General features: G+C 56.7%; 23 protein-coding genes. 21 read left to right on the top strand and 2 right to left on the bottom strand.

All coding sequences use genetic code 11. The features are described 5' to 3' along the window. Positions 1–40 precede the first annotated feature (40 nt). The gene (locus FrondiHNR_RS07720) at positions 41–682 is read right to left on the bottom strand and encodes a TetR family transcriptional regulator (protein WP_279352206.1); all 642 of its coding nucleotides are present in this window, start codon (positions 680–682) and stop codon (positions 41–43) included. A gap of 122 nt (positions 683–804) precedes the next feature. Here FrondiHNR_RS07720 and FrondiHNR_RS07715 point away from each other — a divergent pair, with 122 nt between their 5' ends. From FrondiHNR_RS07715 to FrondiHNR_RS07700, 4 genes are all read left to right on the top strand, one after another. Beyond that, positions 805–2430, top strand: coding sequence for an ABC transporter substrate-binding protein (locus FrondiHNR_RS07715; RefSeq protein ID WP_279352205.1), 1626 nt, complete (start codon positions 805–807; stop codon positions 2428–2430). A gap of 90 nt (positions 2431–2520) precedes the next feature. Further along, a complete protein-coding gene (locus FrondiHNR_RS07710; protein WP_279352204.1) occupies positions 2521–3513 on the top strand; it encodes an ABC transporter permease in 993 nt (330 codons plus the stop codon). Continuing rightward, entirely contained in the window at positions 3510–4397 is an 888-nt protein-coding gene (locus FrondiHNR_RS07705) for an ABC transporter permease (protein WP_279352203.1), read from the top strand. Before FrondiHNR_RS07710 ends, FrondiHNR_RS07705 begins: the two co-directional genes overlap by 4 nt. Then, positions 4394–6091, top strand: coding sequence for an ABC transporter ATP-binding protein (locus FrondiHNR_RS07700; RefSeq protein WP_279352202.1), 1698 nt, complete (start codon positions 4394–4396; stop codon positions 6089–6091). Before FrondiHNR_RS07705 ends, FrondiHNR_RS07700 begins: the two co-directional genes overlap by 4 nt. A 123-nt stretch (positions 6092–6214) precedes the next feature. On the opposite strand, the gene FrondiHNR_RS07695 is transcribed toward FrondiHNR_RS07700, so the two are convergent. Beyond that, positions 6215–6784, bottom strand: a complete 570-nt coding sequence (locus FrondiHNR_RS07695; protein WP_279352201.1) for an NADPH-dependent F420 reductase — start codon at positions 6782–6784, stop codon at positions 6215–6217. 464 nt (positions 6785–7248) lie between these two features. Here FrondiHNR_RS07695 and FrondiHNR_RS07690 point away from each other — a divergent pair, with 464 nt between their 5' ends. The 17 genes from FrondiHNR_RS07690 to FrondiHNR_RS07610 all read left to right on the top strand — a co-directional run bounded on the left by FrondiHNR_RS07690 (position 7249) and on the right by FrondiHNR_RS07610 (position 26866). Next, positions 7249–8418 (top strand): right-handed parallel beta-helix repeat-containing protein, encoded by a 1170-nt coding sequence (locus FrondiHNR_RS07690; RefSeq protein ID WP_279352200.1) that lies wholly within the window; start codon positions 7249–7251, stop codon positions 8416–8418. Between the two features lie 126 nt (positions 8419–8544). After that, positions 8545–9498, top strand: coding sequence for a methionyl-tRNA formyltransferase (fmt, locus tag FrondiHNR_RS07685; RefSeq protein ID WP_279352199.1), 954 nt, complete (start codon positions 8545–8547; stop codon positions 9496–9498). After that, the gene (locus FrondiHNR_RS07680) at positions 9495–10979 is read left to right on the top strand and encodes a transcription antitermination factor NusB (RefSeq protein WP_279352198.1); all 1485 of its coding nucleotides are present in this window, start codon (positions 9495–9497) and stop codon (positions 10977–10979) included. The genes fmt and FrondiHNR_RS07680 overlap by 4 nt, the downstream gene beginning before the upstream one ends. Positions 10980–10984: 5 nt before the next feature. Beyond that, positions 10985–11647, top strand: coding sequence for a ribulose-phosphate 3-epimerase (gene rpe, locus FrondiHNR_RS07675; RefSeq protein WP_279352197.1), 663 nt, complete (start codon positions 10985–10987; stop codon positions 11645–11647). A 19-nt stretch (positions 11648–11666) separates the two neighbouring features. After that, positions 11667–11930: a phosphoribosyl-ATP diphosphatase gene (locus FrondiHNR_RS07670; RefSeq protein ID WP_279354502.1), complete on the top strand. Its 264-nt coding sequence runs from the start codon at positions 11667–11669 to the stop codon at positions 11928–11930. Between the two features lie 40 nt (positions 11931–11970). Continuing rightward, positions 11971–12810, top strand: a complete 840-nt coding sequence (gene hisG, locus FrondiHNR_RS07665; protein ID WP_279352196.1) for an ATP phosphoribosyltransferase — start codon at positions 11971–11973, stop codon at positions 12808–12810. 60 nt (positions 12811–12870) lie between these two features. Next, positions 12871–13635: an imidazole glycerol phosphate synthase subunit HisF gene (hisF, locus tag FrondiHNR_RS07660; protein WP_279352195.1), complete on the top strand. Its 765-nt coding sequence runs from the start codon at positions 12871–12873 to the stop codon at positions 13633–13635. Beyond that, entirely contained in the window at positions 13632–14003 is a 372-nt protein-coding gene (gene hisI / locus FrondiHNR_RS07655; protein ID WP_279352194.1) for a phosphoribosyl-AMP cyclohydrolase, read from the top strand. The genes hisF and hisI overlap by 4 nt, the downstream gene beginning before the upstream one ends. A gap of 5 nt (positions 14004–14008) precedes the next feature. After that, a complete protein-coding gene (locus FrondiHNR_RS07650) occupies positions 14009–15547 on the top strand; it encodes an anthranilate synthase component I (RefSeq protein WP_279352193.1) in 1539 nt (512 codons plus the stop codon). 4 nt (positions 15548–15551) lie between these two features. Beyond that, positions 15552–16208 (top strand): Trp biosynthesis-associated membrane protein, encoded by a 657-nt coding sequence (locus FrondiHNR_RS07645; RefSeq protein ID WP_279352192.1) that lies wholly within the window; start codon positions 15552–15554, stop codon positions 16206–16208. 153 nt (positions 16209–16361) lie between these two features. Continuing rightward, positions 16362–16595 (top strand): DUF6704 family protein, encoded by a 234-nt coding sequence (locus tag FrondiHNR_RS07640; RefSeq protein ID WP_279352191.1) that lies wholly within the window; start codon positions 16362–16364, stop codon positions 16593–16595. A gap of 1 nt (position 16596) precedes the next feature. Next, entirely contained in the window at positions 16597–17367 is a 771-nt protein-coding gene (gene trpC / locus FrondiHNR_RS07635) for an indole-3-glycerol phosphate synthase TrpC (protein ID WP_279352190.1), read from the top strand. A gap of 21 nt (positions 17368–17388) precedes the next feature. Continuing rightward, positions 17389–18633 (top strand): tryptophan synthase subunit beta, encoded by a 1245-nt coding sequence (gene trpB, locus FrondiHNR_RS07630; RefSeq protein WP_279352189.1) that lies wholly within the window; start codon positions 17389–17391, stop codon positions 18631–18633. A 7-nt stretch (positions 18634–18640) separates the two neighbouring features. Then, on the top strand, positions 18641–19504 hold the full coding sequence (gene trpA, locus FrondiHNR_RS07625) for a tryptophan synthase subunit alpha (RefSeq protein ID WP_279352188.1): 864 nt from the start codon (positions 18641–18643) through the stop codon (positions 19502–19504). A gap of 84 nt (positions 19505–19588) precedes the next feature. Then, complete coding sequence (lgt, locus tag FrondiHNR_RS07620; protein WP_279354501.1) at positions 19589–20605, top strand: prolipoprotein diacylglyceryl transferase; 1017 nt, start codon at positions 19589–19591, stop codon at positions 20603–20605. Positions 20606–20859: 254 nt separating this feature from the next. Further along, a complete protein-coding gene (gene gltB, locus FrondiHNR_RS07615; RefSeq protein WP_279352187.1) occupies positions 20860–25416 on the top strand; it encodes a glutamate synthase large subunit in 4557 nt (1518 codons plus the stop codon). After that, on the top strand, positions 25409–26866 hold the full coding sequence (locus tag FrondiHNR_RS07610; RefSeq protein ID WP_279352186.1) for a glutamate synthase subunit beta: 1458 nt from the start codon (positions 25409–25411) through the stop codon (positions 26864–26866). The genes gltB and FrondiHNR_RS07610 overlap by 8 nt, the downstream gene beginning before the upstream one ends. Positions 26867–26874 lie beyond the last annotated feature (8 nt).

The following is a 26874-nucleotide window of genomic DNA, read 5'->3' as shown; positions in this document are numbered from 1 at the left end:
ACGTCAACCAGATATTTTGAGGATTCCTTTTTATTTTTCTTTATTTATCGTCTTTGAAACCGTGTTCGAGAGGCTCAATCGCGTGCAGGATGTAGGGGGAGAGGTGTCCGCGTTCGTTTCCCGCCGCTGCCCAAATCTGAGCTGCTGCAATAACCGCACTCACGGTGGAGTAGGCAATAATTCGGGGGGTTTCACTTTCTGGTGAGACTCCAAGTCGGGAGGCCGCAAAGTGGCGCAGGGTGTGCGTTTGGGCGGCAAACCGTGAGACCGCAGAGGCCTGTATCTCGCTCAGGCTTCCAAGGAGCGAGTAGTTGGTGAGAATCCAGGGAACATTTCCCGGGCCAAAGTCCTGAGCGATATCCGCGAAGGCCTGTCCAATAGCCTGGACAACAGAAAGGGAGGGGTCCGAAGCTGCAAGGCGTTCTTCGAGGTGGGCGAGGCTCTCATCAACCTGTCCCCAGAAAACATCTCCTTTTGCGTGGAAGTAGTTAAAGAAGGTGCCACGGCTGACGCCGGCGCGCCGAGTGATGTGATTGATGGTGGTTTTGGCGTAACCATTTTCAATAAAGAGATCAAGTGCGGCTTCCTCAAGCATCTCCCGGCTGGAGACGCGGGGTCGTCCGCGACGTGGACGAGGGGGTTCTTCGGGGGTTGTGCGTTTGTCAGTAAGGGGTTGTGTCACGTTAGCTCCGGTATACTATCTTCTTACACTGGGTTTATATATGTGTATGGTTTAATTATTTTTGGTGTAAAACACCGATCCCATCTATTCTCTCCCATTTATATGAGCTTTACGGAGTTTTTGTGTCGATTTTGAGTTCGCGTTTGTATATTCCCACGTTTATTGTGGCTGTTTCTGCGGTTTTCTTAGCGGGGTGCACGGTGGATACCCGTGATTCCGGCTCTGAGCAGGAGCTGACGTTGGCAATTGAGGGTGCTAACGTCTTTGACGGGCATTTGGATATACATAAGACACAGATTGACTCCTCAATGCTTATTTTGCGCAATGTTTTCGATTCTTTGGTCGATATTAATGCCGAGGGTGACGTGGTTCCCTGGCTGGCCACGGACTGGGAGGTGAGTGAGGACGGTCTTGTCTATACCTTTGATCTGCGACAAGATGTTACTTTTCATGACGGAGAAAAATTCACAGCCGAAGCGGTCAAACTGAACTTTGAACACGTACTTGACCCTCAAACAGAATCTGCCTCGGCCCTGAGTAAGCTGGGTGGCAGTGATGTTTTTGCAGGGGTGGAGGTTGTGGACGACTATCGAGTGGTGCTGCGACTCAACAGTCCTTTTTCTCCGCTGTTGCGTAACCTCAGCAGCCCACAACTGGGCTTTTACTCGCCCAGTGTGCTTGTAGGCAAGCGTTCCGAGCTTGCTGCGGGGGGCAAGGGGGTTACGGTAGGAACCGGTCCTTTTATTGTTGAGAAAGTCGTGCCCGGACAGAACATCTCTTTGCTTCGAAACGATAATTACGAATGGCAATCCCAAGCGGCCACTCACGCGGGGCCCTCACAGCTCACGAGCCTCACTGTGAATGTGCTTCCCGAAAACACCGTTCGGATAGGTGCTATGAGAAGCGGTGAGGCAGATATCGCTACGGAACTTCCGCCCTCGGTCGTGAACGAATTGGGGTCAGGGATAATCGTGAACGTTCAGGAGTCCTCGGGAATCCCCTATTCGCTCTATCTCAACGATGGATTTGGTGTTTTTGCTGACCAGAAGGTGCGTGAGGGCTTTCGTAGTGCGCTCGATATTGACACGGCCGTCGAAACAATATTTTTCGGTGAGTTCGATCGTGCCTGGTCTATTCTGAGTCCCAATACTCCAAACGCGTATGACTCCTCTATTGCGGGGAGTTGGGAGTTTAATCCCGAGGCTGCTAATGCGTTCTTCGAAGAGGCAGGATGGACCGAACGAGACAGTCAAGGGTACCGAACAAAAGACGGGGCCCGCTTGGGTGCGCGATGGATTGCCTGGACCCCAGTATCGAGCGAACACCAGAGCCTGGCAAACGCTTTCCAAGAGAACCTTAAGGATGTGGGGTTCGAGCTGAAACGGGAAAATCTGGAACCCGCTCAGTATAACGAACAATATGGTCCGCGAACTTTTGATCTGACCGATTGGGGCTTTGACGGGCTTGACGGTGATGTTCTGCGTAACCACCTACACAGCGATGGGTTTCAAAACGTCTCAACCGTGGTGCGCCCCGAGATCGATCAGCTCCTTGAGCGAGCGGTCGCAACAAATGATCCGCAGGAGCGAGAAGAGCTGTATCAGCAGGTACAGCGGTGGAACAATGAGTTTGTGTCGATCATCCCCGTGTATGTTCCCGCTGTCATTACCGCACAGAGCGATCGAGTTGAGGGGTTAGAATTTGATTCCACCGGGCAGCCTTTGCTGTACGGAGTATCTCTTAAGTAGGTAACAGTGTGGCTGTCGCCGAACTGGATAAATACGATGTAGTGTGGGCGAGCACACAGGAGAATCGGGAAGCTGGCGATTGAGATAATAGTGAATGCTCAGGGCATTGGTGGTAAAAAGTCCTACGCCGTGCGCCGACTCGTCTCTCGGTTTGCCCTGCGGATGGCTGCCCTCTTTGTAGTGATCTGGGGGGCTGTGACCCTTGCTTTTTTTGCAATTAAGCTGGTCCCCGGAGACCCCGTAGATGTGATGCTGGGGCCGCACAGCCAGGTGGGGCCGGAGGAGCGTGCCCTCATCCGTACAGATCTGGGTCTGGACTATCCCCTCTGGCAGCAGTACCTTCTCTATATCGGACGTCTGCTTCGTGGAGATTTGGGGATGAGCTATCAATTGCGTCAACCGGTAAGTCAGGTTATTGGTTCCCAGCTGGGCGCGACCGTTCAGCTCTCCGTGGCGGCTCTTTTATGCGCCACCCTGCTGGTACTGCTGGGCGCGGTGATTGGTCGCACACCGTGGTTAAGGGGAATCGTGGGAACGATTGAGCTTGTTGCGGTATCGGCGCCTGTTTTCTGGAGCGGTCTGATTCTGCTGAGCGTGTTTTCTTTTGGCCTAGGCTGGTTTCCGGTGGCGGGGTCTCAGGGTATTCCCTCTTTGGTGCTGCCCGCTCTCACCATTGCTATTCCGGTGAGTGCGGTGATTGGGCAGGTGCTCCGACGAGGAATTGAATCCGCTGAAAAAGAACCGTTTGTCGAGACGGTTTTGTCGCGGGGAGTGGCCCCTTCTCGTCTCCTGACACACCACACCCTGCGGCATGCCGCCAACGGAACCCTCACGCTGGGTGCCTATGTTGCGGGCTCACTCATGGCGGGGGCGGTATTGGTGGAGTCGATCTTTGGGCGTCCCGGCTTGGGCCGCGTTACCCTCTCCGCGATTCTTGCGCGTGATCTGCCCGTTGTGCTCGGGGTGGTGCTGTTTATCGCCTGCATTTTTGTTGTGATCAATACGATTGTCGACGTTGTGAGCGAGATCATTGACCCCCGCCTGGCTCGAGCAACCGTTAGTGTGAGGGGAAGCCGTCCGTGAGGTCAAAAAAGTTATCGCCGGCGCCAGTGCTTGCGTGGTTATTTTTGCTGGTTCTTGTTCTTGCCGCCCTGTGGCCTTCTTTGTTTACTCCTTTTGATCCGCTTGCAAATGACTTGAAGAATGCTCTTCAGCCACCCAGTTGGGAGCATCCTCTGGGAACGGATCAAACCGGACGAGATGTTCTGAGCAGGATAGTCTATGGTGCGAGATTTTCGCTGTTGGTTGGGTTTGGGGCTGCACTGGGTGCGGCTGTGATCGGGACACTCCTGGGGGTTTTGCTGGGGAGTTCTCCGCGCTGGGTGGATGCTTTCCTGATGCGCGCTGTTGAGATATTGATGGCGTTCCCCGATTTTTTGATCGCCTTGGTGGTTTTGGCGATACTGGGAGGGGGGCCACTGAACGTTGCGCTTGCCGTTCTTCTAGGATCGATCCCCGCTTATATCCGATTGGCCCGCAGTGCAACTTTGAGTGCGAGGCAGACCGATTATGCTCAGGCTGCGGCGCTCTTGGGCGTGCATCCAGCATTGGTGTTGCGGCGTCACGTGGTACCGGCCACTCTTCGTCCCATCGTGGTTCTTGCCACTGTGGGCATCGGCACGGCGATCGTGACCGCATCGGGCCTGAGCTTCCTTGGTCTCGGTGCGCAGGAACCAACTCCGGATTGGGGCCTGATGCTTGCGAGTAGTCGTGACTTTTTGGGAAAAGCCTGGTGGTTGGCTGTGTTCCCCGGTCTGGTGATTATTTTGACGGTGTTGTCTGTTTCTGTGGTATCGCGCTCGTATGAGGCGGCGCAAGAACGAGTCGGGCAGGGGGGATTCCTGGTTCGAGTGATGCGGGTGGCTGGTGGTCGTGCGCCGTGGCGGAGGGAGAACACTTTTTTATGAGCGCAGAGCTTATAAACATTGCAAAGCCCGATCCGGTGATTGCGCGGGTATCGGGACTCAGCATCAGCTCGGAATCACGTTTTCTTGTGCGTGATGTGTCGTTTGAGATTCGGGCTGGTGAGTGTGTTGCGTTGGTCGGGGAGTCTGGGTCAGGGAAAACCCTTACGACGCGTAGCCTTTTGGGTCTGGTGCCGTCCGGGCTGTCGGTTGAGGCTGACGAACTTGTGCTGGACGGTCGAGACGTGAGGGCTTTTTCTCCCGCCGAGTGGCGACAACTGCGTGGTTCATCGGTGGGTCTGGTCAGTCAGGACGCACTGGTGTCGCTTGACCCCCTGCGGCGGATTGGTCATGAGGTTGCAGAGTCCCTGATTGTGCATAGGAGAAACCGTGTCCATGCAAAGAACCGCCGTGGGGGGCTGAGCGAGGAACGCCGGGTACGCGTCACCGGTTCGCAGATACGGTCACGGGTGTTAGACACCTTGACTGCCGTTCATATGCCTGACCCGCAAGCGAGGTGGCGCTCCTATCCGCACGAACTATCGGGGGGTTTACGGCAGCGAGCTCTTATCGCGCAGGGGATTGTGGGTTCTCCCAGTCTGCTCATTGCTGATGAACCCACCACCGCCCTGGACAGCACCCTACAGGCCAGGATTCTTGATCTGCTGCGGGAGCTTAAAGAGTCCGGAATGGCTGTTCTTCTGGTAAGCCATGATTTGGGGATGGTAGCTCAGATTGCGGATCGGGTGCTTGTGATGCGCCGGGTTCCTGAGAGCGGTACCATCTCGATTGTTGAACGAGGTACCCCCCAGCAGATTATGCTGGCACCCCGGCACGAGTATACTCGGCACCTGGTGGGTGCATTGCCCACAGGGTCTGCGCCCACTGAAACTTTTGGACCCACAGATACCGTGACTTCAGATACGCCCTGCCTGGAAGTAAGGAATCTTCACAAAGATTATAGGCTTCCTCTCGGGGAGCGTGTGACCGCGGTCTCTGACGTGAGTTTCTCTCTGTATCCCGGAACAACCCTGGGGATTGTCGGTGAGTCTGGTTCGGGGAAGAGCACGGTTGCCCGTATTGTGATGGGACTCGAAAAGCCAGATAGCGGCGTCGTGCTGCTTGACGGTGAGGAGTGGAGTGGTCTTCCAGAAAGACGTAGGCGTCCACGGAGGTCACGCATTCAACTGATTCATCAGGACCCCTATTCCGCGCTGAATCCGAGGCGAACCGTGAGGCAGTCTGTGGCGGAAGCCCTGGTGAAAGAGCCTCGGGAGGGGGCGGAGCGTCGGGTAAAATATTTTCTTGCCCAGGTTGGGTTAGCGGAGGACGTGGCGTCACGTTTTCCCGCGGAGCTTTCCGGCGGGCAGCGACAGCGCGTTGCCATCGCACGAGCACTCGCGGCAGAGCCCATGATGTTGGTCTGCGATGAGGCGGTGAGTGCTCTTGATGTTTCGATTCGGGCGGAGATTCTTCAGTTACTTAGGGGAATACAGCAGGATACAGGACTCTCTCTTCTCTTTATCTCCCACGATCTAGCGGTGGTTCGGGAGATGAGTCACGAGCTGATTGTGATGAGTCGAGGAAAGATCGTGGAGAGTGGGCCGACCGAGAGTGTGCTAGCCCAGCCAGCAACGAATTTTACCCGGGAACTCATAGTGCATTCAACGTCGCTGCATGCTGCGAGTGACCTATAGCACAATACCCTCGTGCGCTGAGCAGTTTTGTGGGCGCACGAGGGTAAGAGCTTCTTTACGTCCCGCTAACTTGCCAGCACGATGTGTGCGGGAAGAGTCGGCGTGCGCGAAGAATATCCCTGCTTAGGAGAGGAGGGCAAAGCCTCCGTTCCAGGTGATTCGTTCTGCGCTGGCCAGAGAGATCTGGAGGAAGGCAAAAGCTTCTAGCTCTCGTGCTCGCTTGAGCGCGCCAATGTCGGCAACGGCTAGTCCCGCGGTACTGATCAGGGTTTCAACGGTGTTCTTTGCATCGGCATCGTCACCGGCAAGAAGCACGGTTGTTTTTTGGCCACCAACGGTTTTGGCCGCGAGCGTTGCTGCAAAGGTGGTGTTAAATGCTTTGACCACGCGGGATTCTGGGAGCTTGCCCGCAATGGTGACAGCTGCTGATGAGTCCGCGGGAACGAGGAAACCGTCGAAAGTCTCAAAGTTGATGGGGTTGGTGATATCTATAACAATCTTCCCGCGCAGTGCTTCGCCATAGGTTGCGATTACCTGATCAATGGATGCGTAGGGCACCGCTAACACAACGATTTCGCCGGTTACGTCTCCGCCGGCACGTCCCAGGTACTCTACGGTTCCGCCGCCGGCGGATAGTACCCCGCCGATCGCCTGCGCCATGTTACCGCCTCCGATAATGCTGATTGCTGTCATTTTTCTCTCGCTTTCTTAGATGAAAATTCTGTATTCAGACTACTCATAATTAGTTGAAGTGTCAAGTAAATCGATGAGTGTCGATGGGTGAGCGCTGTGGTGTCTATGGCGGGTGGAGTGCTGCCTGTCTTGATGGCGCCATCTTATCCTGAGAAAAGCCCTGATTTGCGAGGAGGAGACTTTGTGTAATCCGCAATAAAGTCTTTTTAAGATAGGATTTAAAACAAGAAAGCATGCTTAATTATTGTAATAGAGCTATATATTAATATCAGTATGCTGTGCTTTCCTCTAGATTCCGCGCCCCTCATCGTTTTCTAGCACTCCGTTGACGTCAAGCTTGTCCTCCGGGATACCTGTGTTTGATGCGGCACTCTCACGGCTCTTGCGGCCAAACCCTCTGGAATCTGCAATAAACCATGAGCAGATTCAACAAGAAACACGATTAAATCCTTGGAAGGAAGTTGATGCTGAACAATATTGGCTGGCGCACTCGAAGCGTGATTGCTCTCATGGTAGCGGGTTCGGCTTTTACCGCCGCGAATATGCCTCTCTCAGCCGTAGCCGCTCCTTTTGAGCAACGACAAACCACAGAAGCCTCGCAGACACCGTGGCTTGGTGCCACGTCATGTAGCAGTTCTCCCGACCTGCAGAGTGCGACTGTCGCAGGGTCATGGGCGGAACTCAGAGCGGCCGTGAACAGTGGTGCCCCACTCATCCATATTCCGGGAAACGCTGAAATCACAGTGCCAAATGAGCCGAACGCGTTACGGATTAAGCGGAACCAGCAGCTTGTCGGTGATCGCTGCGAGTCGCGGGCAGGGGCGTCGCTAAAAATCGAGGCGGGCAACATACACGGGAAAACATATCCCGTTATCACGATGGATAGCAACGCTAGAATTGAGGGCCTACGGATCTTGGGGCCATACCATGACCCCTCCGCCGGCTTTAGGATCTTAGGGGTGCAAACGGTTTCCGGAAGTAGCGGGCAAATCATCCGGAATTCGGAGCTTGCCGGGTGGTCCTACTCCGCTCTCTCGATCAAAACAACCACAAATGTCCTGGTTGAGAACAACTACATTCACGACAATTTTCTTGTGGAGAGCAACGGCTATGCCACGGGGTACGGTGTTGTGGTCCAGAACGGCAATGCAACGGCCACGATCCGACGCAATGTTTTTGATCGAAACCGACACGCAATTGCGGGTTCCGGCCAGGTTGGTGAGGGATACACCGCAACGGAGAATCTTGTACTACAGGGTGGCGGTAAGCAGGCCTACCATCAATTTGATATGCACGCCGGCACAGGCACCACGGTCGGTGGCGAATACGTCGACATTACCAATAACTTCTTCGATTACGGCAGAGTAGGAACCAGTAATCGCCAGAGCGTTCTCGTGCGGGGTGTTCCCGCGTCGGGTCCCGCGGAAGTGAAAGGAAACTTTTTCTCTCAGGACTTTTTTGTCGGTTCACAAGTTGCTGTTGGAGGAGGTGCAGCTGTTCCGTCCCAGGAACAGCTACGTCTAGAGAATCAGTTTAAGCGTCCGTTTAAATACGCAAAAACCGACGAGTGTCTTACTTTCACAGTTGATAAAATCCGTTGGTGTCTTCCAGATAGCGTTCCCTCAACACCCTAAGAAGCCTTCTCTGCACACACAGCGGGTGAGTAATAGCGCGTGAGCCACCACTTCCGCACTCGGCATGATGATAACAGCGGGTAAACTGGTGTTTTTGAATCGAACCCTATTCAAGGAGTAACACAGTTGCGGATCGTATTTGCTGGTACCCCCGACGTGGCCGTGCCCAGCCTGCGCTCGCTAGTCCAGGCCGGGCACAGCGTTGTTGCGGTGATTACTCGGGAAGACGCCCCCGTTGGACGTAAAAAGGTCATGACTCCCTCACCCGTTGCGCTCGCGGCAGAAGAACTGGGGTTGAGCGTTACCCGCACCAATCGTCTTACCCCTGAGGTGACCGATGCGATAGCACAGCTCCGTCCCGAAGTGGGAGTAATAGTGGCGTACGGGGGATTGGTTCCCCAAACGATGCTTGATGTTCCCACCCACGGATGGTTTAACCTGCATTTTTCGCTCTTGCCTCGGTGGCGCGGGGCCGCGCCGGTTCAACGATCGCTTATGGCCGCAGACAGTCAGAACGGGGTTACTATTTTCCAATTGGTGGCGGCACTCGATGAGGGTGACGTTCTGAGCCAGCGCGTCATTCCCCTGCCCGCAACCGCAACCGCGGGCGATGTACTTACCCACTATGCTCAAGAGGGCGCTTACGACCTGGTTCGAGGCCTGGAAGAGATCTCTCGGGGTAACATCATGTTGCAGCCCCAAAAGGGCCAGAGTAGCTACGCACACAAGCTCACCAACGCTGACGGTCAGCTTGACTGGACACGACCCGCGGCACTTGTTATTGCCAGGTATCGAGGGGTTACCCCCGAGCCCGGAGCGTACACTGAGATCGCGGGGCAACGCGTTAAAGTTCTTTCTCTGCAACAAGACGCAGAGATACCTTCCCTTACTGCACAGCTCACAGGAACGAGCGACGGGCTGCTCAGACCCGGACAGATGATTCTTCACAGGGCGCGCGTGTGGGTGGGCACAGCCGACGATCCGGTCGTGCTGGTCAGAGTGCAGCCCTCCGGTAAACGTGCGATGGATGCCGCAGACTGGTTTCGTGGCCTGTCACAATCGGAGGTAGTAGCACGATGAACCGTGATAGCACAGAAAAACAAAGCACCAATGCTTCACAAGAACGATCAATAAATGCCCGGTTGCTAGCCTACGAAGTTCTGGCCGAGGTGCGTGACTCCGACGCCTATGCAAACTTGGTCCTCCCTTCTCGCCTCCGCAGTTCAGGGCTGGATTCCTCCGATCGAGGGTTTGCAACAGAACTAGTTTACGGAACCCTGCGGATGCAGGGATACTACGACCGGGTTATCGAACGTGTTGCCGGGCGTGATCTGCACACAATCGACCCGGTTGCTCTCGTGGTGCTCCGAATGGGGGCACACCAGATTTTGGGGATGCGTACCCCCGTACACGCTGCGGTCTATGAGACGGTTGATATTCAGAAGCGAGTTGGACGTCAATCTGCGGTTGGGTTTGTGAACGGGGTCTTGCGAAGCCTCGGACGTAGGCAACCCGAGGAGTGGCTGGAGGACGTGCTGGGAGAACTCACGAACGCAGACGCGAGGCTTTCGGCACAGTTCTCACACCCCGAGTGGGTCATCCGGGCCTTTCGAGCATCCCTGCGTGCGGAAGGCCGCGCTGAGGAGATCAAGGAACTGCTGACGGCAGATAATCGATCACCGCGAGTAAGCCTGGTTACCCTGCCGGGAAGCCCCAAAAATATTTCCCAGGATACCCGAGCCACCGCGTCAACCGTCTCTCCGCTAGGTCACACTCTCGAGAGGGGCGACCCCTCCCAAGTGACGGGACCTAGCAACGGCTGGATACGTGTGCAAGACCAGGGCTCTCAGGTGGCCGCCCTCATTTTGACCCGTGCTCGCGAGGTGGAAGAAGGCGAGATGTGGCTGGACATGTGTGCCGGCCCCGGAGGTAAAAGTGCCATCCTTGGTGCGGAGGCCCGTCTGGGCGGTGCTCACGTGATTGCAAACGAAGTGGTTCCGGCGCGGGCCAACCTCGTACGAAAGTCCGTTATTGCGGTTCAGGACGCGGTTGACGTTGTGGTGGGTGAAGGCCAAACAATACCCGGGCGCTACCCGGAAGGTTTTCACCGAATTATGGTTGATGCACCCTGCACCGGTCTTGGTGCGCTGCGCCGTCGTCCGGAAGCCAGGTGGCGTAAAGACCCCACGGACATACCTCCGCTCACATCGCTACAGGATGCTCTGCTCGAGGCCGCGGTGACGGCGCTTAAGCCGGGAGGGCTTCTCGCCTATGTGACCTGCTCACCACACCGCGCGGAAACCCGTACGGTGGTGAACGGAATGCTCAAGAAACATCCGCAGATGACCGAGCTCTCAGCGCGAGAAATTCTCCAACGCCTGGCTCCGGAACCTGTTGATCTTGGTGTTGCCCCACCCCGTGAGGACTCTCGGGGTGGCGGCAAGGGTGATAGCAGTAACGATGGCAAAGACTCGCACGGTAACGACCTTTCCGTACAGCTCTGGCCGCATCGCCACGGAACCGACGCAATGTTTGTGTCTCTCTTTAAAAAGTTAGGATAAAGGGTGTGAGTCAGCGAATTTACCCCAGCATCCTATCGGCGGATTTTGCCAACCTTGAAACCGAGCTGCAACGCATTAGCACAGCTGATGCCGCTCATGTGGACGTGATGGACAACCACTTTGTGCCCAACCTCACCCTGGGGCTCCCCGTTGCTGAAAGGCTCCAGCAGGTTTCGCCAATCCCGCTTGATATTCACCTCATGATTGAAAATCCCGAACGTTGGGCACCCGGATACGCCGAAATGGGGGCGTTTTCCGTCACCTTCCATGCGGAAGCCACAGCCGAACCGGTAGCCCTAGCTCGTAAAATTCGACAGATTGGTTCACGAGCCAGCCTCGCCTTAAAACCGGGCACCCGAGCAGAGCAATATCTGGACATACTGGGGGAGTTTGATCAAATACTGGTCATGACGGTGGAACCCGGTTTTGGAGGGCAAAAATTTATGGCCGATACGATGCCCAAACTCCGACTTCTGAACGATGCACGAAAACGCCTAGAAATTGACGTGTGGCTCCAGGTCGACGGTGGCATCACCGCAGACACCATCACGGCGGCGGCGGAGGCCGGTGCGGATACCTTTGTGGCGGGATCAAGTGTGTTCGGTGGGGTTCCTGCCGACAACATTGCCACACTGCGTGAAGCGGTCCGTGCGCATGGCGGTCACTAAAGACGATAATCTGATCTACGTGAAAACATTCGATGAGCTCTTTGAAGAACTCGCCCGCAAGGCCAAGACACGTCCCGAGGGCTCAGCCACGGTTGCCCAGCTAGACGCGGGAGTGCACAGCATCGGCAAAAAGATTGTCGAGGAGGCCGCCGAGGTGTGGATGGCCGCCGAGTACGAGTCTCAAGAGGAAACTGCCGAGGAAATTTCGCAGCTGCTCTATCACCTACAGGTGATGATGTTGGCCAAGGGTCTCACAACAGACGATATTTACCGCCACCTTTAACCCCCCCCATCATTTTTAATAACCGAGAGACACCTCAGATATGTTGCGTATCGCCGTTCCCAATAAGGGCTCACTATCCGAGACCGCCAATCAGATGCTCGCCGAGGCGGGCTACGCCCTGCGCCGCGATGTTAAGCAGCTGGTCTATACCGACAGCGCTAACAACGTGGAATTCTTCTACCTGCGCCCCCGCGATATCGCCACCCATGTGGGCCTGGGAGCCGTAGACGTGGGCATCACGGGTCGCGACCTCCTGCTCGACTCGGATTCAAGCGCCTTCGAGGTAACCAGCCTAGACTTTGCCCGCTCCACCTTTCGTTTTGCCGCACCCGTGGGCGAGTACACCGACATCACCCAGCTTGAGGGTCTGCGTATCGCCACCAGCTACCCTCAGCTCGTCCACAACTTTCTTCAGACACACGGCGTTACCGCAATCCTGGTGAAACTAGAGGGGGCGGTTGAATCTGCCGTCCGGTTGGGTGTGGCAGACGCCATCGCCGACGTTGTCGAGACCGGCGCAACGCTTCGAGCAGCCGGGCTTGAGGTCTTCGGGCCGGTGATCCTCGAATCCTCCGCAATCCTCATCAGCGCCCCCGAACAGGCTAACGGGCTGGAAACCCTACTGCGCCGGCTGCGTGGAGTACTTGTTGCCCGCCAATATGTAATCATGGACTACGACCTGCCCTCAGAAAAGCTGGACGAGGCAGTTCAACTCGCCCCCGGAATCGAGTCACCCACAATCTCACCACTACGTGACGAACGCTGGGTGGCGGTGCGGGTTATGATTCCTCGCCACGAAGCCAACCGCATGATGGACAACCTGTATGAGCTGGGAGCGCGCGCGATTCTTGTCACAGCCATCCATGCAGCCCGTCTCTAACACGCCAACCCCACCCACTACCCTTCTCGCGTGAGTAGCGAGAGATTAAAGGACAAAAAAATGTCAGTAGCCACTCGCGTCATCCCGTGCCTCGACGTTGCGGGTGGTCGTGTCGTCAAGGGAGTTAACTTCCTCAACCTCAGAGATGCGGGTGATCCCGTGGAACTCGCAGCCACCTACTACGAACAGGGTGCGGACGAACTTACCTTCCTCGATGTGACAGCCACCGTCGAGAACAGCGCAACAACCTACGAGATGGTACGTCGCACAGCGGAACAGGTTTTTATACCCCTGACGGTTGGCGGCGGCGTCCGCTCGGTAGAAGACGTTACCCGTCTCCTGGGGCACGGTGCCGATAAGGTGGGCATCAACAGCGCAGCAATCGCCAGGCCCGGACTCATTAACGAGATAGCGGATCGCTTTGGTGCGCAGGTTATTGTCCTGTCGCTCGACACCAAACGCTCAGAGAAAACCCCCTCCGGCTTTGTCCTTACAACACACGGAGGTAAGCGCGAAACAGACATCGACGCTATCGCGTGGGTGCGCGAGGTGGTGGAACGGGGTGCTGGTGAAATCCTCGTCAACTCGATGGACGCCGACGGTACACTCGCTGGTTTTGACCTCGAACTCATCACCGCTGTAAGAGAGGCAAGCAGTGTGCCCATCATCGCCTCGGGTGGTGCTGGGAAACGCGAGCACTTTGCCCCCGCTGTTGACGCGGGCGCTGATGCGGTTCTCGCGGCCTCTGTTTTTCACGATGGAACCATGACTATTGGTGAGGTCAAGCACGCTCTTCGTAACGCGGGTAAAGAGGTGCGCTTGTGACCGATATAACGCCCGGTACCGCCAGTGTAGAGCGTGTCGTTTATAACGCCGACGGTCTTGTGCCGGTGGTCGTGCAAAATCACCTCACAGACGAGGTTCTGATGCTCGCCTGGATGAATAGAGAGGCACTCGACATCACCCTCCGAGAGGGCCGAGTTACGTTCTGGTCGCGCTCGCGGGGTGAGCTCTGGCGTAAGGGGGATACCTCGGGGCATCACCAATATGTTCGCGGGATTGCCCTGGACTGCGATGGTGATACCCTTCTTGTCCGGGTGGAGCAGGTTGGTGTTGCCTGCCATACTGGTTCTGTAACATGCTTTACGGATCGTAATCTGGAATTTAACCCGTTCCATCGGGGGGAAGAGTAGCCACAATGATCGGTGTTTCACACCATTCCACAGACCGAAAAGAGTTTTTACAACTCCTGACGACTCACCGCGCTGTCCCCGTTTCGCGGGTGCTCTTTTCCGATAGCGATTCTCCCGTTTCTATCTACCGCAAGGTCGCCGCCGGTGCCCCCGGAACTTTTCTTCTCGAGTCAGCGGAGCAGGGTGGGGTGTGGACTCGCTTTAGCTTTATCGGGGCGGGATCGTTTGGGGTTCTCACACAGCACGAAGAGGCCTCTACCTGGGTTGGGTACGGCCTCTCTGAGGAGCGGGTTGCCGGCGTATCTCTTACCGGTCTTGCACCTCTCGCTGCGGTTGACACCATTGTCACCCGTTGGAATTCACCTGCGATTCCCGGCTTTCCGGCGCTCACGGGTGGGTTGGTCGGGTTTATCGGATGGGAGGCGGTTCGTCAGCTTGAAGATCTTCCCGGGCAGCCCCCGGCCGACTTTACGCTTCCGGGACAGGCACTCAGCTTCGTTTCAGAACTCATCGTGATTGATCACCGTGAGGGAACCGTCACACTCATTGCGAATGTCCTGAACGACGGGGTCGATGACGCCGATGACCTGTGGGCGGACGCCCAATCGCGATTGAACAGCCTGCAGGAACGTCTTGCTGCCCCCGCTCCGACCCCCCTGGCAGTCGCAGATTTCTCGGCTGTGCCACATCCCCGTCCTCGCAGCGAGCGCCAGGAGTTCCTTGAGGCGGTTGAGGTTGCCAAGCGGCATATCGTGGACGGTGACATATTTCAGGTTGTGATTTCGCAACGCTTTGACCTTGAGTGCAGTGCCGACCCTCTCGACGTCTACCGGGTTCTGCGTCACCTCAATCCCAGCCCCTATCTCTATCTTTTCAATTTTGAGGCCGACGGGGTGGGCCCGTATTCGATCGTCGGATCTAGCCCGGAGGCCCTGGTGAAGGTGCAGGAGGGGCGTGTGATTACGCATCCGATCGCTGGCTCTAAGCCGCGCGGTACAACTCCCGAAAAAGATCAGGCGTTTGAACAGGAGCTCATCACCGATGAAAAAGAGCGTGCGGAACACCTTATGCTGGTTGACCTGGCCCGCAACGACCTGCTTCGCGTGTGTGACTCCTCGAGCGTGGCGGTAACTGAGTTTATGAGGGTTGAGCGTTTTAGCCATATTATGCATATCGTCTCTACGGTTGAGGGTGATCTTCGAGACGACAGCAGCCTCATCGATGTGTTCCGGGCGACCTTTCCAGCGGGAACTCTCTCCGGTGCGCCCAAACCGCGTGCGCTCGAGATTATTGATGCGCTTGAGCCGGTACAGCGTGGACTCTATGGTGGCGTGGTGGGGTATTTCGGGCTGAGTGGAGTGGCGGATCTGGCCATTGCTATCCGTACCGCAACCATTATTGGCGACACGGCACACGTGCAGGCCGGCGGGGGAATAGTGGCGGATTCCGTTCCGCAACTAGAATTTGAAGAGTCTCAGAATAAGGCTGCCGCGCCCCTGCGGGCGGTGGCAATCGCTAATACTTTTACTCGATTGGACGTCTAAAAAGATGACCGCCTCGGGGTGGAGCGCCACCCGTATTAAACGCTGGATAATTCTTCTGGTACTTGCTAGTAACGCTCTCCTCCTGCTTGCCTGGAGTCAAACCTGGTTTACCCTTACCCTGCGTCCGGATGTTGCGGGGGAGCCCGTCATTGCGGTAACTGGTCAGCAGGCGGCGGCCGCTCTGAGTGCCTTTGCTCTGGCAGGTCTTGCCGCAGGCGGTGCCCTCACAATCGCGGGAGGGGCTTTTCGTTTTATTCTCGGTTTTTTGCAGACCGTGTTGGGAGCGTGTGCCGTGTGGGTTTCACTCTCGGCGCTCTCTAGCCCCATTACCGGGGGGCAAGCTTTTATCACGGCCCAGACGGGAGTGACGGGTATTGAGTCTCTGAGCGCTCTTGTCGAGAGCGTTACAACCACCGCATGGCCTGTGCTCGGTATTGTGATTGCGGTTTTTGTTGCGCTGAGCGGTGTGGCCGTGTTGGTGACCGCGCGGCGATGGCCGCGATCGTCTCGTCGCTACCAAGCCGTGGTTTTGGAGCCGGATGAATCATCGGCGGAGGCTTTTGCCGAACTCACGAGGGAGAGTGGAGAGTCCGATCCAGCTGCGGGGGATCGCATTGATGAGTGGGATCGGCAATCGCGCGGTTCCGACCCCAGTGTATAGAGGCTTCTTGCCTCGGTTTACGGTGGCTCCACGCCAGCGAATACTATTGCCCCTTCGCCGTTCTGTAGGAAATTTTAAAGATGATTGTGGGTCGAATATGCGAAGAGGCTGTGTGCCGGATAGACTACCACGGTAGAACTTGTTAGGAGTTTCATGAGTATCGAACACGAAGAGCCCGGTCACGGTCACTCGCCTGCTGCGTGGACCACGGTCATTATCATGCTGGTTGCGTTTGCAATCGGAACCGTTGCCTTCTTCCTGCATCAGCCGATAATCGTGTGGTCTTCCGTGGGACTGCTTGTTCTTGGCCTTATTGTGGGATGGATTTTGGGTAAGGCCGGTTACGGTGTGAGAGGCCCAAAATACGTTGCAAAGGCTCACGACTAGCGTGCTTGAGTCGTTGATGGCGGCCGCCCGCGAAGATGCCGCTGTTCGCCGGGAAACACGTCCTTTCAACAGGGTTGAGGCGGATGCCTTAGCGCAGGATCCCGCGCGTGACGCTATCGCTTTTTTGCGACCCGAAGACACCGTTAAAATTATTGCCGAGATAAAACGGGCCAGCCCGTCGCGGGGTGTGCTTGCCGATATTCCCGACCCTGCCGCGCTTGCGAGCCTCTACGAGACGGGCGGTGCTAGTGCGGTCAGCGTTCTCACCGAGGGCCGTAAATTTGGTGGCTCACTGGCCGATCTTGAAGCGGTTCGCGAAGCCGTTTCCTTGCCCGTTTTGCGTAAGGATTTTATCTCAAACCCCTATCAGGTTTTTGAAGCGCGGGCCTCCGGCGCCGATATGGTGTTGCTTATTGTGGCGGCCCTCGATCAGAAGCAACTCACCTCGCTCTACAACCTCAGCGCTGAATTGGGCATGGCCACGCTGGTCGAGACCCACAGCGCCGACGAGGTGTCTCGTGCCATTGATATTGGTGCCAACTTGGTGGGGGTAAACGCTCGTAATCTCTCCACCTTTGAGTTGGATAACAGTCTTTTTGGTCGTCTCGCCGATCAGATTCCCGCCGGTGTGATCCGTGTGGCTGAGTCTGCCGTTCATTCTGCCGAGGACGTTGCTCGCTATCGACGAGATGGCGCGGATGTTGTGCTGGTTGGTGAGGCTCTGGTCACGGGGGACCCCCTGGCCACGCTCGCCCATTTTCTTGCTGTTTAAACAGAAAAATAGTGATACTTGATGTCTTTAAGAGATGAAGAAGGTCCGTACTTTGGTGATTTTGGGGGACGGTTTGTCCCCGAGTCACTTGTGGCTGCCCTGGATGAGCTGACTCAGGCTTACGAAGTTGCGCGTCATTCTTCCGATTTTGCGAGTGAACTTACGCATCTGCTTCGTAGCTACGTGGGGCGCCCTTCAGTCATCACGGAGGTACCTCGTTTTGCAAAGCACGCGGGGGGAGCGAGGGTCATTCTTAAGCGGGAAGATCTCAACCATACCGGCTCACACAAGATTAATAACGTGCTGGGGCAGGCGCTGCTGACTAAACGCATCGGAAAAACTCGTGTCATTGCCGAGACGGGGGCCGGTCAGCACGGCGTGGCCACCGCTACTGCGGCTGCCCTTTTTGGGCTCGAGTGCGTGGTGTACATGGGTGAAGTCGATACTGAGCGGCAGGCGCTGAATGTTGCCAGGATGAGGTTGCTCGGTGCTGAGGTTGTAGCGGTCAAGGCAGGTTCACGAACCCTAAAAGATGCAATCAACGAGGCCATGCGTGATTGGGTGACTAATGTTGACCATACAAATTATATCTTTGGGACGGTAGCCGGACCGCATCCCTTCCCCGCCATGGTGCGTGATTTTCAAAAGATTATCGGTGAGGAGGCTCGGGATCAGGTTCTACAGCTCACGGGAGGGCTTCCCGATGCCGTCGCGGCCTGTGTCGGTGGGGGATCAAACGCTATCGGAGTTTTCCACGCATTTCTTGACGACCCCGGAGTTGCTCTTTATGGATTTGAAGCCGCTGGGGAAGGAGTAGACACCCCGCGCCACGCGGCCACCCTTTCTCGGGGACGTCCCGGTGTGCTGCACGGGGCCCGAAGCCTGATGCTTCAGGACGAAGACGGACAGACACTGGAGTCACACTCAATCTCGGCCGGGCTTGACTATCCCGGTGTCGGTCCAGAACACTCCTGGTTGGCTGGGATCGGACGGGCCCACTATCGACCGGTGAAAGATGCCGACGCTATGAACGCCCTTCTCCTGCTCTCACGCACAGAGGGTATTATCCCCGCTATCGAGTCGGCTCACGCCCTTGCGGGTGCGCTTGAGCTTGGGCGCGAGCTCGGACAGGAGAGCACAATTCTGGTGAATCTCAGTGGTCGGGGTGATAAAGACATGCAGACCGCGGCAGAATATTTTGATCTGTTTGACGCAGCGACACAGGAAGGCTCCTCTCGCACGTCGACCGTGGCGGGGAATGAGTGATCGGGATATGAATGGTGACAACAGAGAGGGCGTTGGAGTGAGTGATGCGGAGGCGAACCGGGTCGCCGTCTTTCCCGATTCAACGGTAGAGCGTGCAATCTCTGTGCGCCGTGACGCTGGCTCCGGGGCTCTCATCGGCTACCTACCGGTGGGATTCCCGAACCTAGAGACCAGTATTGAGGCCGCAATAACACTTGCACGGGCAGGTTTTGACGTGATTGAGCTCGGGCTGCCCTACTCTGATCCCGTGATGGATGGCCCGGTCATTCAGGCGGCTACGCTCCGTGCTCGCGAAAATGGTTTTCGCCTGGCCGACGGCTTTACCGCCGTTCGGGAAATTCGTGCCGAAGTTGACGTTCCCGTCGTGATGATGACCTACTGGAACCCGGTGATGCAGTACGGCGTTGACCGATTCGCGGATGACCTTACTGCTGTCGGTGGTGCTGGACTCATCACCCCTGACCTGATCCCTGACGAGGGGGCCGATTGGTTGAGCGCATCAGAGCGCACCGGTCTTGACCGTATCTTTCTTGCTGCCCCCTCATCAACCGACACCAGACTCCTGCAGGCGGTGGAGAAGAGCCGCGGTTTTGTGTATGCGGTGTCGACCATGGGCGTGACGGGCACGAGAAACGACGTAGACGGGGCCGCCGAAACCCTGGTCTCGAGGCTCCGGAAACAGGCGAATCAGCGGCAGAGTGGAACCGCGTACTCCTGCGTGGGCCTGGGGATATCGCGCCCCGAGCACGTCTCGCAGATCCTGAGTTATGCGGACGGTGCGATTGTGGGCTCGGCGCTTGTTCGTGCGCTTTCCGAGGGAGGAATATCCGAGCTATCCGACGTTGCGGCCTCCCTCTCGGCGGCGCATTAGTCTAGAATCGACAGGGGCGTACGCTTGAATTCGTGAGCGGCGTCTTATTTTTAAAAGAGTAGAGAGAAATATCAGGTAGACGTGATGACAGCACTGCTTCCCATGAGTATTCCCAGCCCGGACGTGAGCTACTGGACTCTCACTCTGCCTTGGGGCGCAGAACTCCGGCTGCACTTTTACGCCCTGTGTATTCTTGCCGGTATTATTGCGGCCGGGATTATTACCAACTACCGACTCACAAAGCGTGGCGGTGAAAACGGTGTCACCATCGACTTTGGTTTATTCACCGTGGTGCTGGGAATTATTGGTGCCCGCATGTATCACGTTCTCACTCACCCGGGTGATTTTTTCTACCCCGGTGCGGAGTGGTGGAAGGTCTTTGCCGTCTGGGAAGGCGGAATCGCTATCTTTGGTGCTCTGCTCGGTGGTGCTGTCGGTGCCTTTATCGCAAGCCGCTATACCGGTATTCGCTTCTGGTCTTTTGCGGATGCCCTGGCTCCCGGCCTCCTGGTAGCGCAGGCGCTCGGGCGCCTGGGTAACTACTTTAACCAGGAGCTTTTTGGGCTCCCCACAGATCTTCCCTGGGGACTGCAGATTGATTCAAATAACCCGGCGTTTCCCGTGGGACTTGCACCGGATACCCTTTTTCAACCCACTTTCCTCTACGAGATCATCTGGAACCTACTGGGCGTTGCGGTCATTCTCTATCTAGAACGCCGGTTCCGCACTCGCTGGGGTCAGACCTTTGCCCTCTACCTGATTTGGTACGGAGTTGGACGTGCTTGGCTTGAGACCCTGCGCGTTGATCCCATTGATTCTTTCCTGGGACTGCGCCTGAACTTGTGGACCGCGCTTCTTGCGGTGGTCGTTGGACTGCTGATCATTATTATTCAGCGTCGTGAACACCCCGGAGTAGAACCCAGCGTTTATCTTCCCGGACGTACACCTAAGAGCCAGACCGGTTCGAAGAAAGACTCTGATGATGTATCATCGGAAGACGAAAACACACACTACGTTCTGGAGCGCACACCGGCACTCTCAGAACCGACCGTGGAACAGTCTGATAAAGACGAGCAGGACAACAACCCAACTAAAAACTGAGGATACCGCCACAAGCGAGCATTCTGCCCACTACCCGTAAGTATCGATTCGCAAAGAGTCGGTACCGTTCGGGGGATACGAAGTTACCGACGCACCACCTGTGCGCTCACCACTCGATAGCTGATACATAGTGACTGGCTGAATATACGGCAGGCCCCGGCCCACCCATATGAAGTCTGACGCTTCACCGACGATGGGCCAGAGTCGTCCCTGAATGACTAATACGTGTGATTTGCACGGAAGGGACGGCACAGATGGCTTATGCTCAGAATTTTCCTGCCCCGCAGGGACTTTACGATCCGCGATTCGAGAGAGATGCGTGTGGTCTTGCCCTGGTGGCAACGCTGAGAGGGGTGCCGGGGCACGATATCGTGCAAAACGCGCTCACGGCGCTGCGTAACCTGGAGCACCGTGGCGCTGTTGGTTCCGATGCGGGGACAGGGGATGGGGCGGGTATTCTCACGCAGATACCCGACCGGTTCTTTCGTTCGGTGGTTGATCATGATCTTCCGGAACGGGGTAGGTATGCCGCGGGGATGGTTTTTCTCCCGACTCCTCTTGAGCAGCGCGAAATCCTCAAGCGTCGCATTGCCGATATTGCGACTGCGGAGGGCCTTCGGCTGCTCGGCTGGCGAGCGGTTCCCACGCGCCCGGAACATCTGGGGGCGCTGGCCCGTGAAGCGATGCCCGTCTGCGAGCAGCTTTTTGTTGCGGACAAGAACGGGCTACTCAGCGATATCGCGCTTGACCGTGTTGCCTTTCGGCTGCGTAAACGTGCTGAGCGGGAGTTGGGGGCATATTTTGTTTCTCTTTCGGCACGGACGCTGGTCTACAAGGGAATGGTTACAACGCTTCAGCTTGAACCTTTTTATCCCGATCTGAGTGATGAGTGTTTTGCTTCCACCCTGGCAATCGTTCACTCGCGCTATTCCACCAACACCTTCCCCTCGTGGGCGCTGGCACAACCGTTACGCATGATGGCGCACAACGGTGAGATCAACACGGCCTCGGGAAATCGTAATTGGATGCGGGCGCGGCAATCCCAGTTGAAATCTGAGCTTCTGGGGGACCTGTCTCAGATACTGCCCGTGTGCACGCCGGGTGCGAGCGACTCTGCCAGCTTTGATGAGGTGCTTGAGCTTCTCACTCTCTCTGGGCGCTCTCTGCCGCACGCCATCATGATGATGGTTCCGGAGGCGTGGGAGAAGCGGGCAGATCAGGATCAAGCTTGGCGGGACTTCTACGAGTATCACTCGTTGCTTATGGAGCCCTGGGATGGCCCGGCAGCACTGACGTTTACCGACGGTACTCTTCTGGGGGCAACGCTTGATCGTAACGGCCTGCGTCCGGGGCGCTTTCTGATCACCGATGACGGCATGGTGGTGCTGGGGTCGGAGACGGGCGTGCTTGAGGTTGACCCAGCCCGTGTGGTTCGTCGTGGACGCCTCCAGCCGGGAAAGATTTTTCTTGTTGATACCCGTGAGGGAAGAATTATTGAGGATGACGAAATCAAGGCATCTGTTGCCACACTTCAGCCCTGGGGCGAATGGCTGAAGCGGGAGCGGATTCGGCTGTCTGATCTGCCGGTTCGTGAGCATATTGTGCACCCACCAGCCTCTATTATTCGTCGGCAGAGAACCTTCGGCTACACCGAGGAGGAGGTGCGTAGCATCCTCGCCCCGATGGCGCGCACTGGGGTGGAACCCCTGGCCGCAATGGGTTCAGACACCCCGGTTGCGGTTCTGGCCGAGCGGCCACGCCTCTTGTTTGACTACTTTGTCCAGAATTTTGCCCAGGTCACGAATCCTCCTCTTGACTCTATCCGTGAGGAGGCGGTGACCTCGCTCAGCTTAGGTCTAGGGCCGCAAAGGAATTTACTCTCCGCTACCCCGGAACACGCGCGACAGATCATTCTGGATTTTCCTGTGATCGACAATGATCAGCTTGCTAAAATTCAGCGCATAGAACACGGAATGCGTGAGAACAACCCCGTCGGTGATCGGGCGGTCACACTGCGCGGTCTGTATCGTTTTGACAGAGGTTCGTGGGCTATGCAGCACAGACTCGATGAGCTCTGTGCGGAAGCCGATGCTGCTATTGAGGCGGGAGCCGAATATCTCATCCTTTCGGATCGTGACTCAACCAAAGATCTTGCCCCGATCCCGTCATTACTGATGCTCTCGGCGGTTCATCATCACCTCATTCGTCAGTCGACTCGGATGCGTGTGGGGCTTGTTGTTGAGGCGGGAGACGTTCGGGAGGTTCATCACGTGGCCCTTTTGATCGGTTATGGAGCCTCTGCGGTTAACCCTTACCTGGCCATGGAAACCTGTGAGAGTCTGGTGCGTGACGGGACGATTACGGAGGTGAGTGCTGAGGCGGCGGTTAAAAACCTGATTAGGGCTTTGGGTAAGGGCCTGCTCAAGATCATGTCAAAGATGGGGATATCTGTGGTGTCCTCCTATGCGGGGGCGCAGATTTTTGAGGCGGTTGGCCTCGACGGTGAGTTTGTCGAGCGTTATTTTGTCGGAACCGTGAGCAGGCTTGATGGTGTGGGCCTTGAGGTCGTCTCAGAGGAGAACCTTCAGCGGCACACGCGAGCCTACCCCGAAGATGACGCGCCGCTTGTGCACCAGAGACTCGAGACCGGAGGGGAGTATCAGTGGCGTCGTGATGGCGCACCCCACCTGTTTAACCCGGACACTATTTTTCGATTGCAGCACTCCACCAGGACTCGTCGTTACGACATCTTCCGCGAGTACACCAGGAGTGTTGATGACCAATCCGAGCGGTTGATGACGCTGCGTGGGATGTTGGCGTTTGACACCGAGCGCACCCCCGTCCCCCTGGAGGAGGTGGAACCCGTATCTGCCATAGTGCGGAGATTCTCGACCGGGGCCATGAGCTACGGCTCAATCTCTCGCGAAGCACACGAGACCCTGGCTATCGCGATGAATCGCCTGGGCGCAAAGTCAAACACGGGCGAGGGCGGTGAAGATCTTGATCGACTTCTTGACCCGGAGCGGTGTAGCGCCATTAAACAGGTGGCCTCGGGACGCTTCGGGGTGACAAGTATGTATCTCACACACGCCAGCGATATTCAGATTAAGCTTGCTCAGGGTGCCAAGCCGGGCGAGGGTGGTCAGCTTCCACCGGCTAAGGTTTACCCCTGGGTCGCTCGAACGCGGCACGCTACCGCCGGTGTGGGCCTGATTTCTCCTCCTCCCCACCACGATATTTATTCCATTGAGGACCTCAAGCAGCTTATTTTTGACTTAAAAAGGGCAAATCCCTCCGCTAGAATTCACACCAAGCTGGTCAGCCAGTCTGGTATCGGGGCGGTAGCGGCGGGTGTGGCAAAAGCGCTCTCAGACGTGATCCTGGTCTCGGGATACGATGGGGGCACCGGGGCGAGTCCGATGAACTCGCTCAAACACGCGGGAACACCCTGGGAACTCGGCCTAGCCGAGACCCAGCAGACGCTCAGGCTCAACCGGATGCGTGATCGTGTGGTTCTCCAGGTTGACGGTCAATTGAAAACCGGTCGCGATGTGATCATTGGTGCGCTACTGGGGGCCGAAGAATTTGGTTTTGCAACGGCGCCGCTTGTGGTTGAGGGTTGTGTCCTGATGCGGGTGTGCCACCTGGACACCTGTCCGGTAGGGATCGCCACCCAGAATCCAGAATTGCGCTCTCGTTTCAACGGGAAGGCCGATCACGTGGTGAATTTTTTCGAGTTTATTGCTCAGGAAGTTAGGGAATATCTGTCTGCCCTGGGTTTTCGCACGCTTCAGGAGGCTGTGGGCAGGGTGGAGGTTCTGAATGCCTCGAGGGCCGTCGCTCATTGGAAAGCATCGGGACTGGACCTGAGCCCGCTTCTTGCGCCGTTCGGAGAGCTCTCGGACGAACCGCGAGTGAACCTAAGAGGGCAAAACCATGAGCTTGACCAACACTTTGACAACCAGCTTATTGCTCTCAGTGAGGCCGCTCTGAACCGAGCAGAGTCGGTGCGTATCACACTTCCCATTCGCAACACCGAACGGGCGGTGGGGACGATGCTGGGGCACGCGGTAACCACACGGTACGGTGTGGACGGCCTGCCAGAGGGAACGATCGAGGTCACACTCAGCGGAACTGCAGGTCAGTCGCTCGGGGCATTTCTTCCCTCCGGTATTACGCTGCGGTTGTGCGGAGACGCCAACGACTATGTGGGAAAGGGACTCTCCGGTGGAAACATTGTTATTCTCTCCGACGCATCTGCCACGCTGCTTGCTCCTCACAGTGTGATAGCTGGAAACGTTATTGGTTACGGTGCCACGAGCGGTACGATGAACATTTGCGGCGTTGTGGGTGAGCGTTTTCTGGTTCGAAATTCCGGGGCCACCGCCGTGGTGGAGGGAGTCGGAGATCACGGGCTGGAGTACATGACGGGTGGTTGTGCTCTCATCCTTGGCGCGGTAGGACGTAACTTTGGCGCCGGAATGTCGGGTGGGGTTGCGTATGTGTATGAGCTTGACTCCACCCGGCTCAACGCAGACTCACTCTTGTCGGGAGATCTCCTGCTGTGCGAGCTTGAGGAGACCGATAGGGAAATCGTGGCTGAGCTTCTAGAACAGAATGTCTTACGCACGGGGTCTTCTCTTGCACAGAAGCTCCTTGCCGACATCGACCGGGCGGTCGCCTCCTTGACCAAGGTTGTTCCCCGTGACTACGCGGCGGTCATTGCAACGCGACAGCAAGCCATTGATGAGGGCCTTGACCCCGACGGTGATGCCGTTTGGAGTCGTATTAGGGAGGTGACCGGTGGCTGATCCACATGGATTCTTAAACACGCGGGAGCGAGAGCTTCCGGCAAGACGTCCGGTTCCCATCCGTCTGCTGGACTGGAAAGAGGTGTATGAACAGGGCGATTCCGCTCAGCTTAAGCGTCAGGCCGGTCGCTGTATGGACTGCGGTGTTGCCTTCTGTCACGGAGGATGCCCACTGGGAAACCTGATTCCCGAGTGGAACGATCTGATGTATCGTGGCGAGGGCCGTGCAGCTATCGAACGCCTTCACCTCACCAATAATTTTCCAGAATTTACTGGACGCCTTTGCCCAGCCCCCTGTGAGTCCGCCTGTGTGCTGGGTATTAACCAGCCCGCCGTAACGATTAAACAGGTTGAGGTGTCAATCATCGATCAGGCCGTTCACAGGGGCTGGGTAGAACCGCATCCGCCACAGCGGTTAACAGGTAAAACCGTTGCAATTGTAGGGTCGGGGCCGGCGGGTCTGGCGGCTGCACAGCAGCTGACTCGCGCGGGTCACACGGTTGCTGTTTATGAGCGTGACGACCGGGCGGGAGGCCTGCTCCGATATGGAATACCCGACTTTAAAATGGAAAAGCGTCACCTGGATTATCGTCTCGATCAGATGCGTGCGGAGGGAACGCGTTTTCGCACCGGTGTGAATATCGGGGTGGACATCACCTGGGACGAGCTTCGGCGTCGCTACGATGCTGTGCTCGTCTGTACCGGAGCAACGGTACCGCGCGACCTGCTTATACCCGGGCGAGAGGCTCTCGGGGTGCATTTTGCCATGGACTACCTGGTTCAGGGTAATCGCACGGTCTTGGGCGAACAGATTTTAAATCACATCACAGCCGAGGGGAAAAACGTTGTGGTGCTGGGTGGTGGTGATACCGGGGCGGATTGTGTCGGAACCGCGCACCGACAGGGGGCTGCATCAGTGACATCGCTTGCCATTGGGCGACAGCCTCCGCAGGCACGAGCCGCCCATGAGCCGTGGCCCCTGCACCCCACGCTCTTTGAGGTGCCGAGCGCCCACGAGGAAGGTGGGGTGCGATCCTATTTAGCGTCTACGGTTGAGTTTGTGACCAACGATGCCGGTGAGGTGTGCGCGGTCAGGGTTGCCGAGACTGAGTTTGTGGATGGCAAAAGGTTGCCCCGGGCTGGAAGTCACAGGGACATTCCCGCCGATATGGTTTTGCTTGCCCTGGGGTTTACCGGACCCGAACAAGACCTTCTAGGTGCGCAGCTTGAGATTCCCTGTGATACACGCGGTAATGTCGCACGTGGGGTAAACTATGAGACGGAGCGTGAGGGGATCTTTGTAGCCGGGGACGCCGGACGTGGACAGTCACTAATAGTGTGGGCAATTGCCGAGGGTCGTGCGGCCGCAGCTTCCATTGACGAATATCTTGAGGGTAAGACGGTCTTGCCCTCGCCCGTGAAACCTACGGATCACGGGTTTGCACTCTAGAAAATATC

This window comes from Lysinibacter sp. HNR (assembly GCF_029760935.1).
GTDB lineage: Bacteria > Actinomycetota > Actinomycetes > Actinomycetales > Microbacteriaceae > HNR.
The sequence above is the reverse complement of the archived record's forward strand: the minus strand, read 5'-3'. Positions and strand labels throughout refer to the sequence as shown.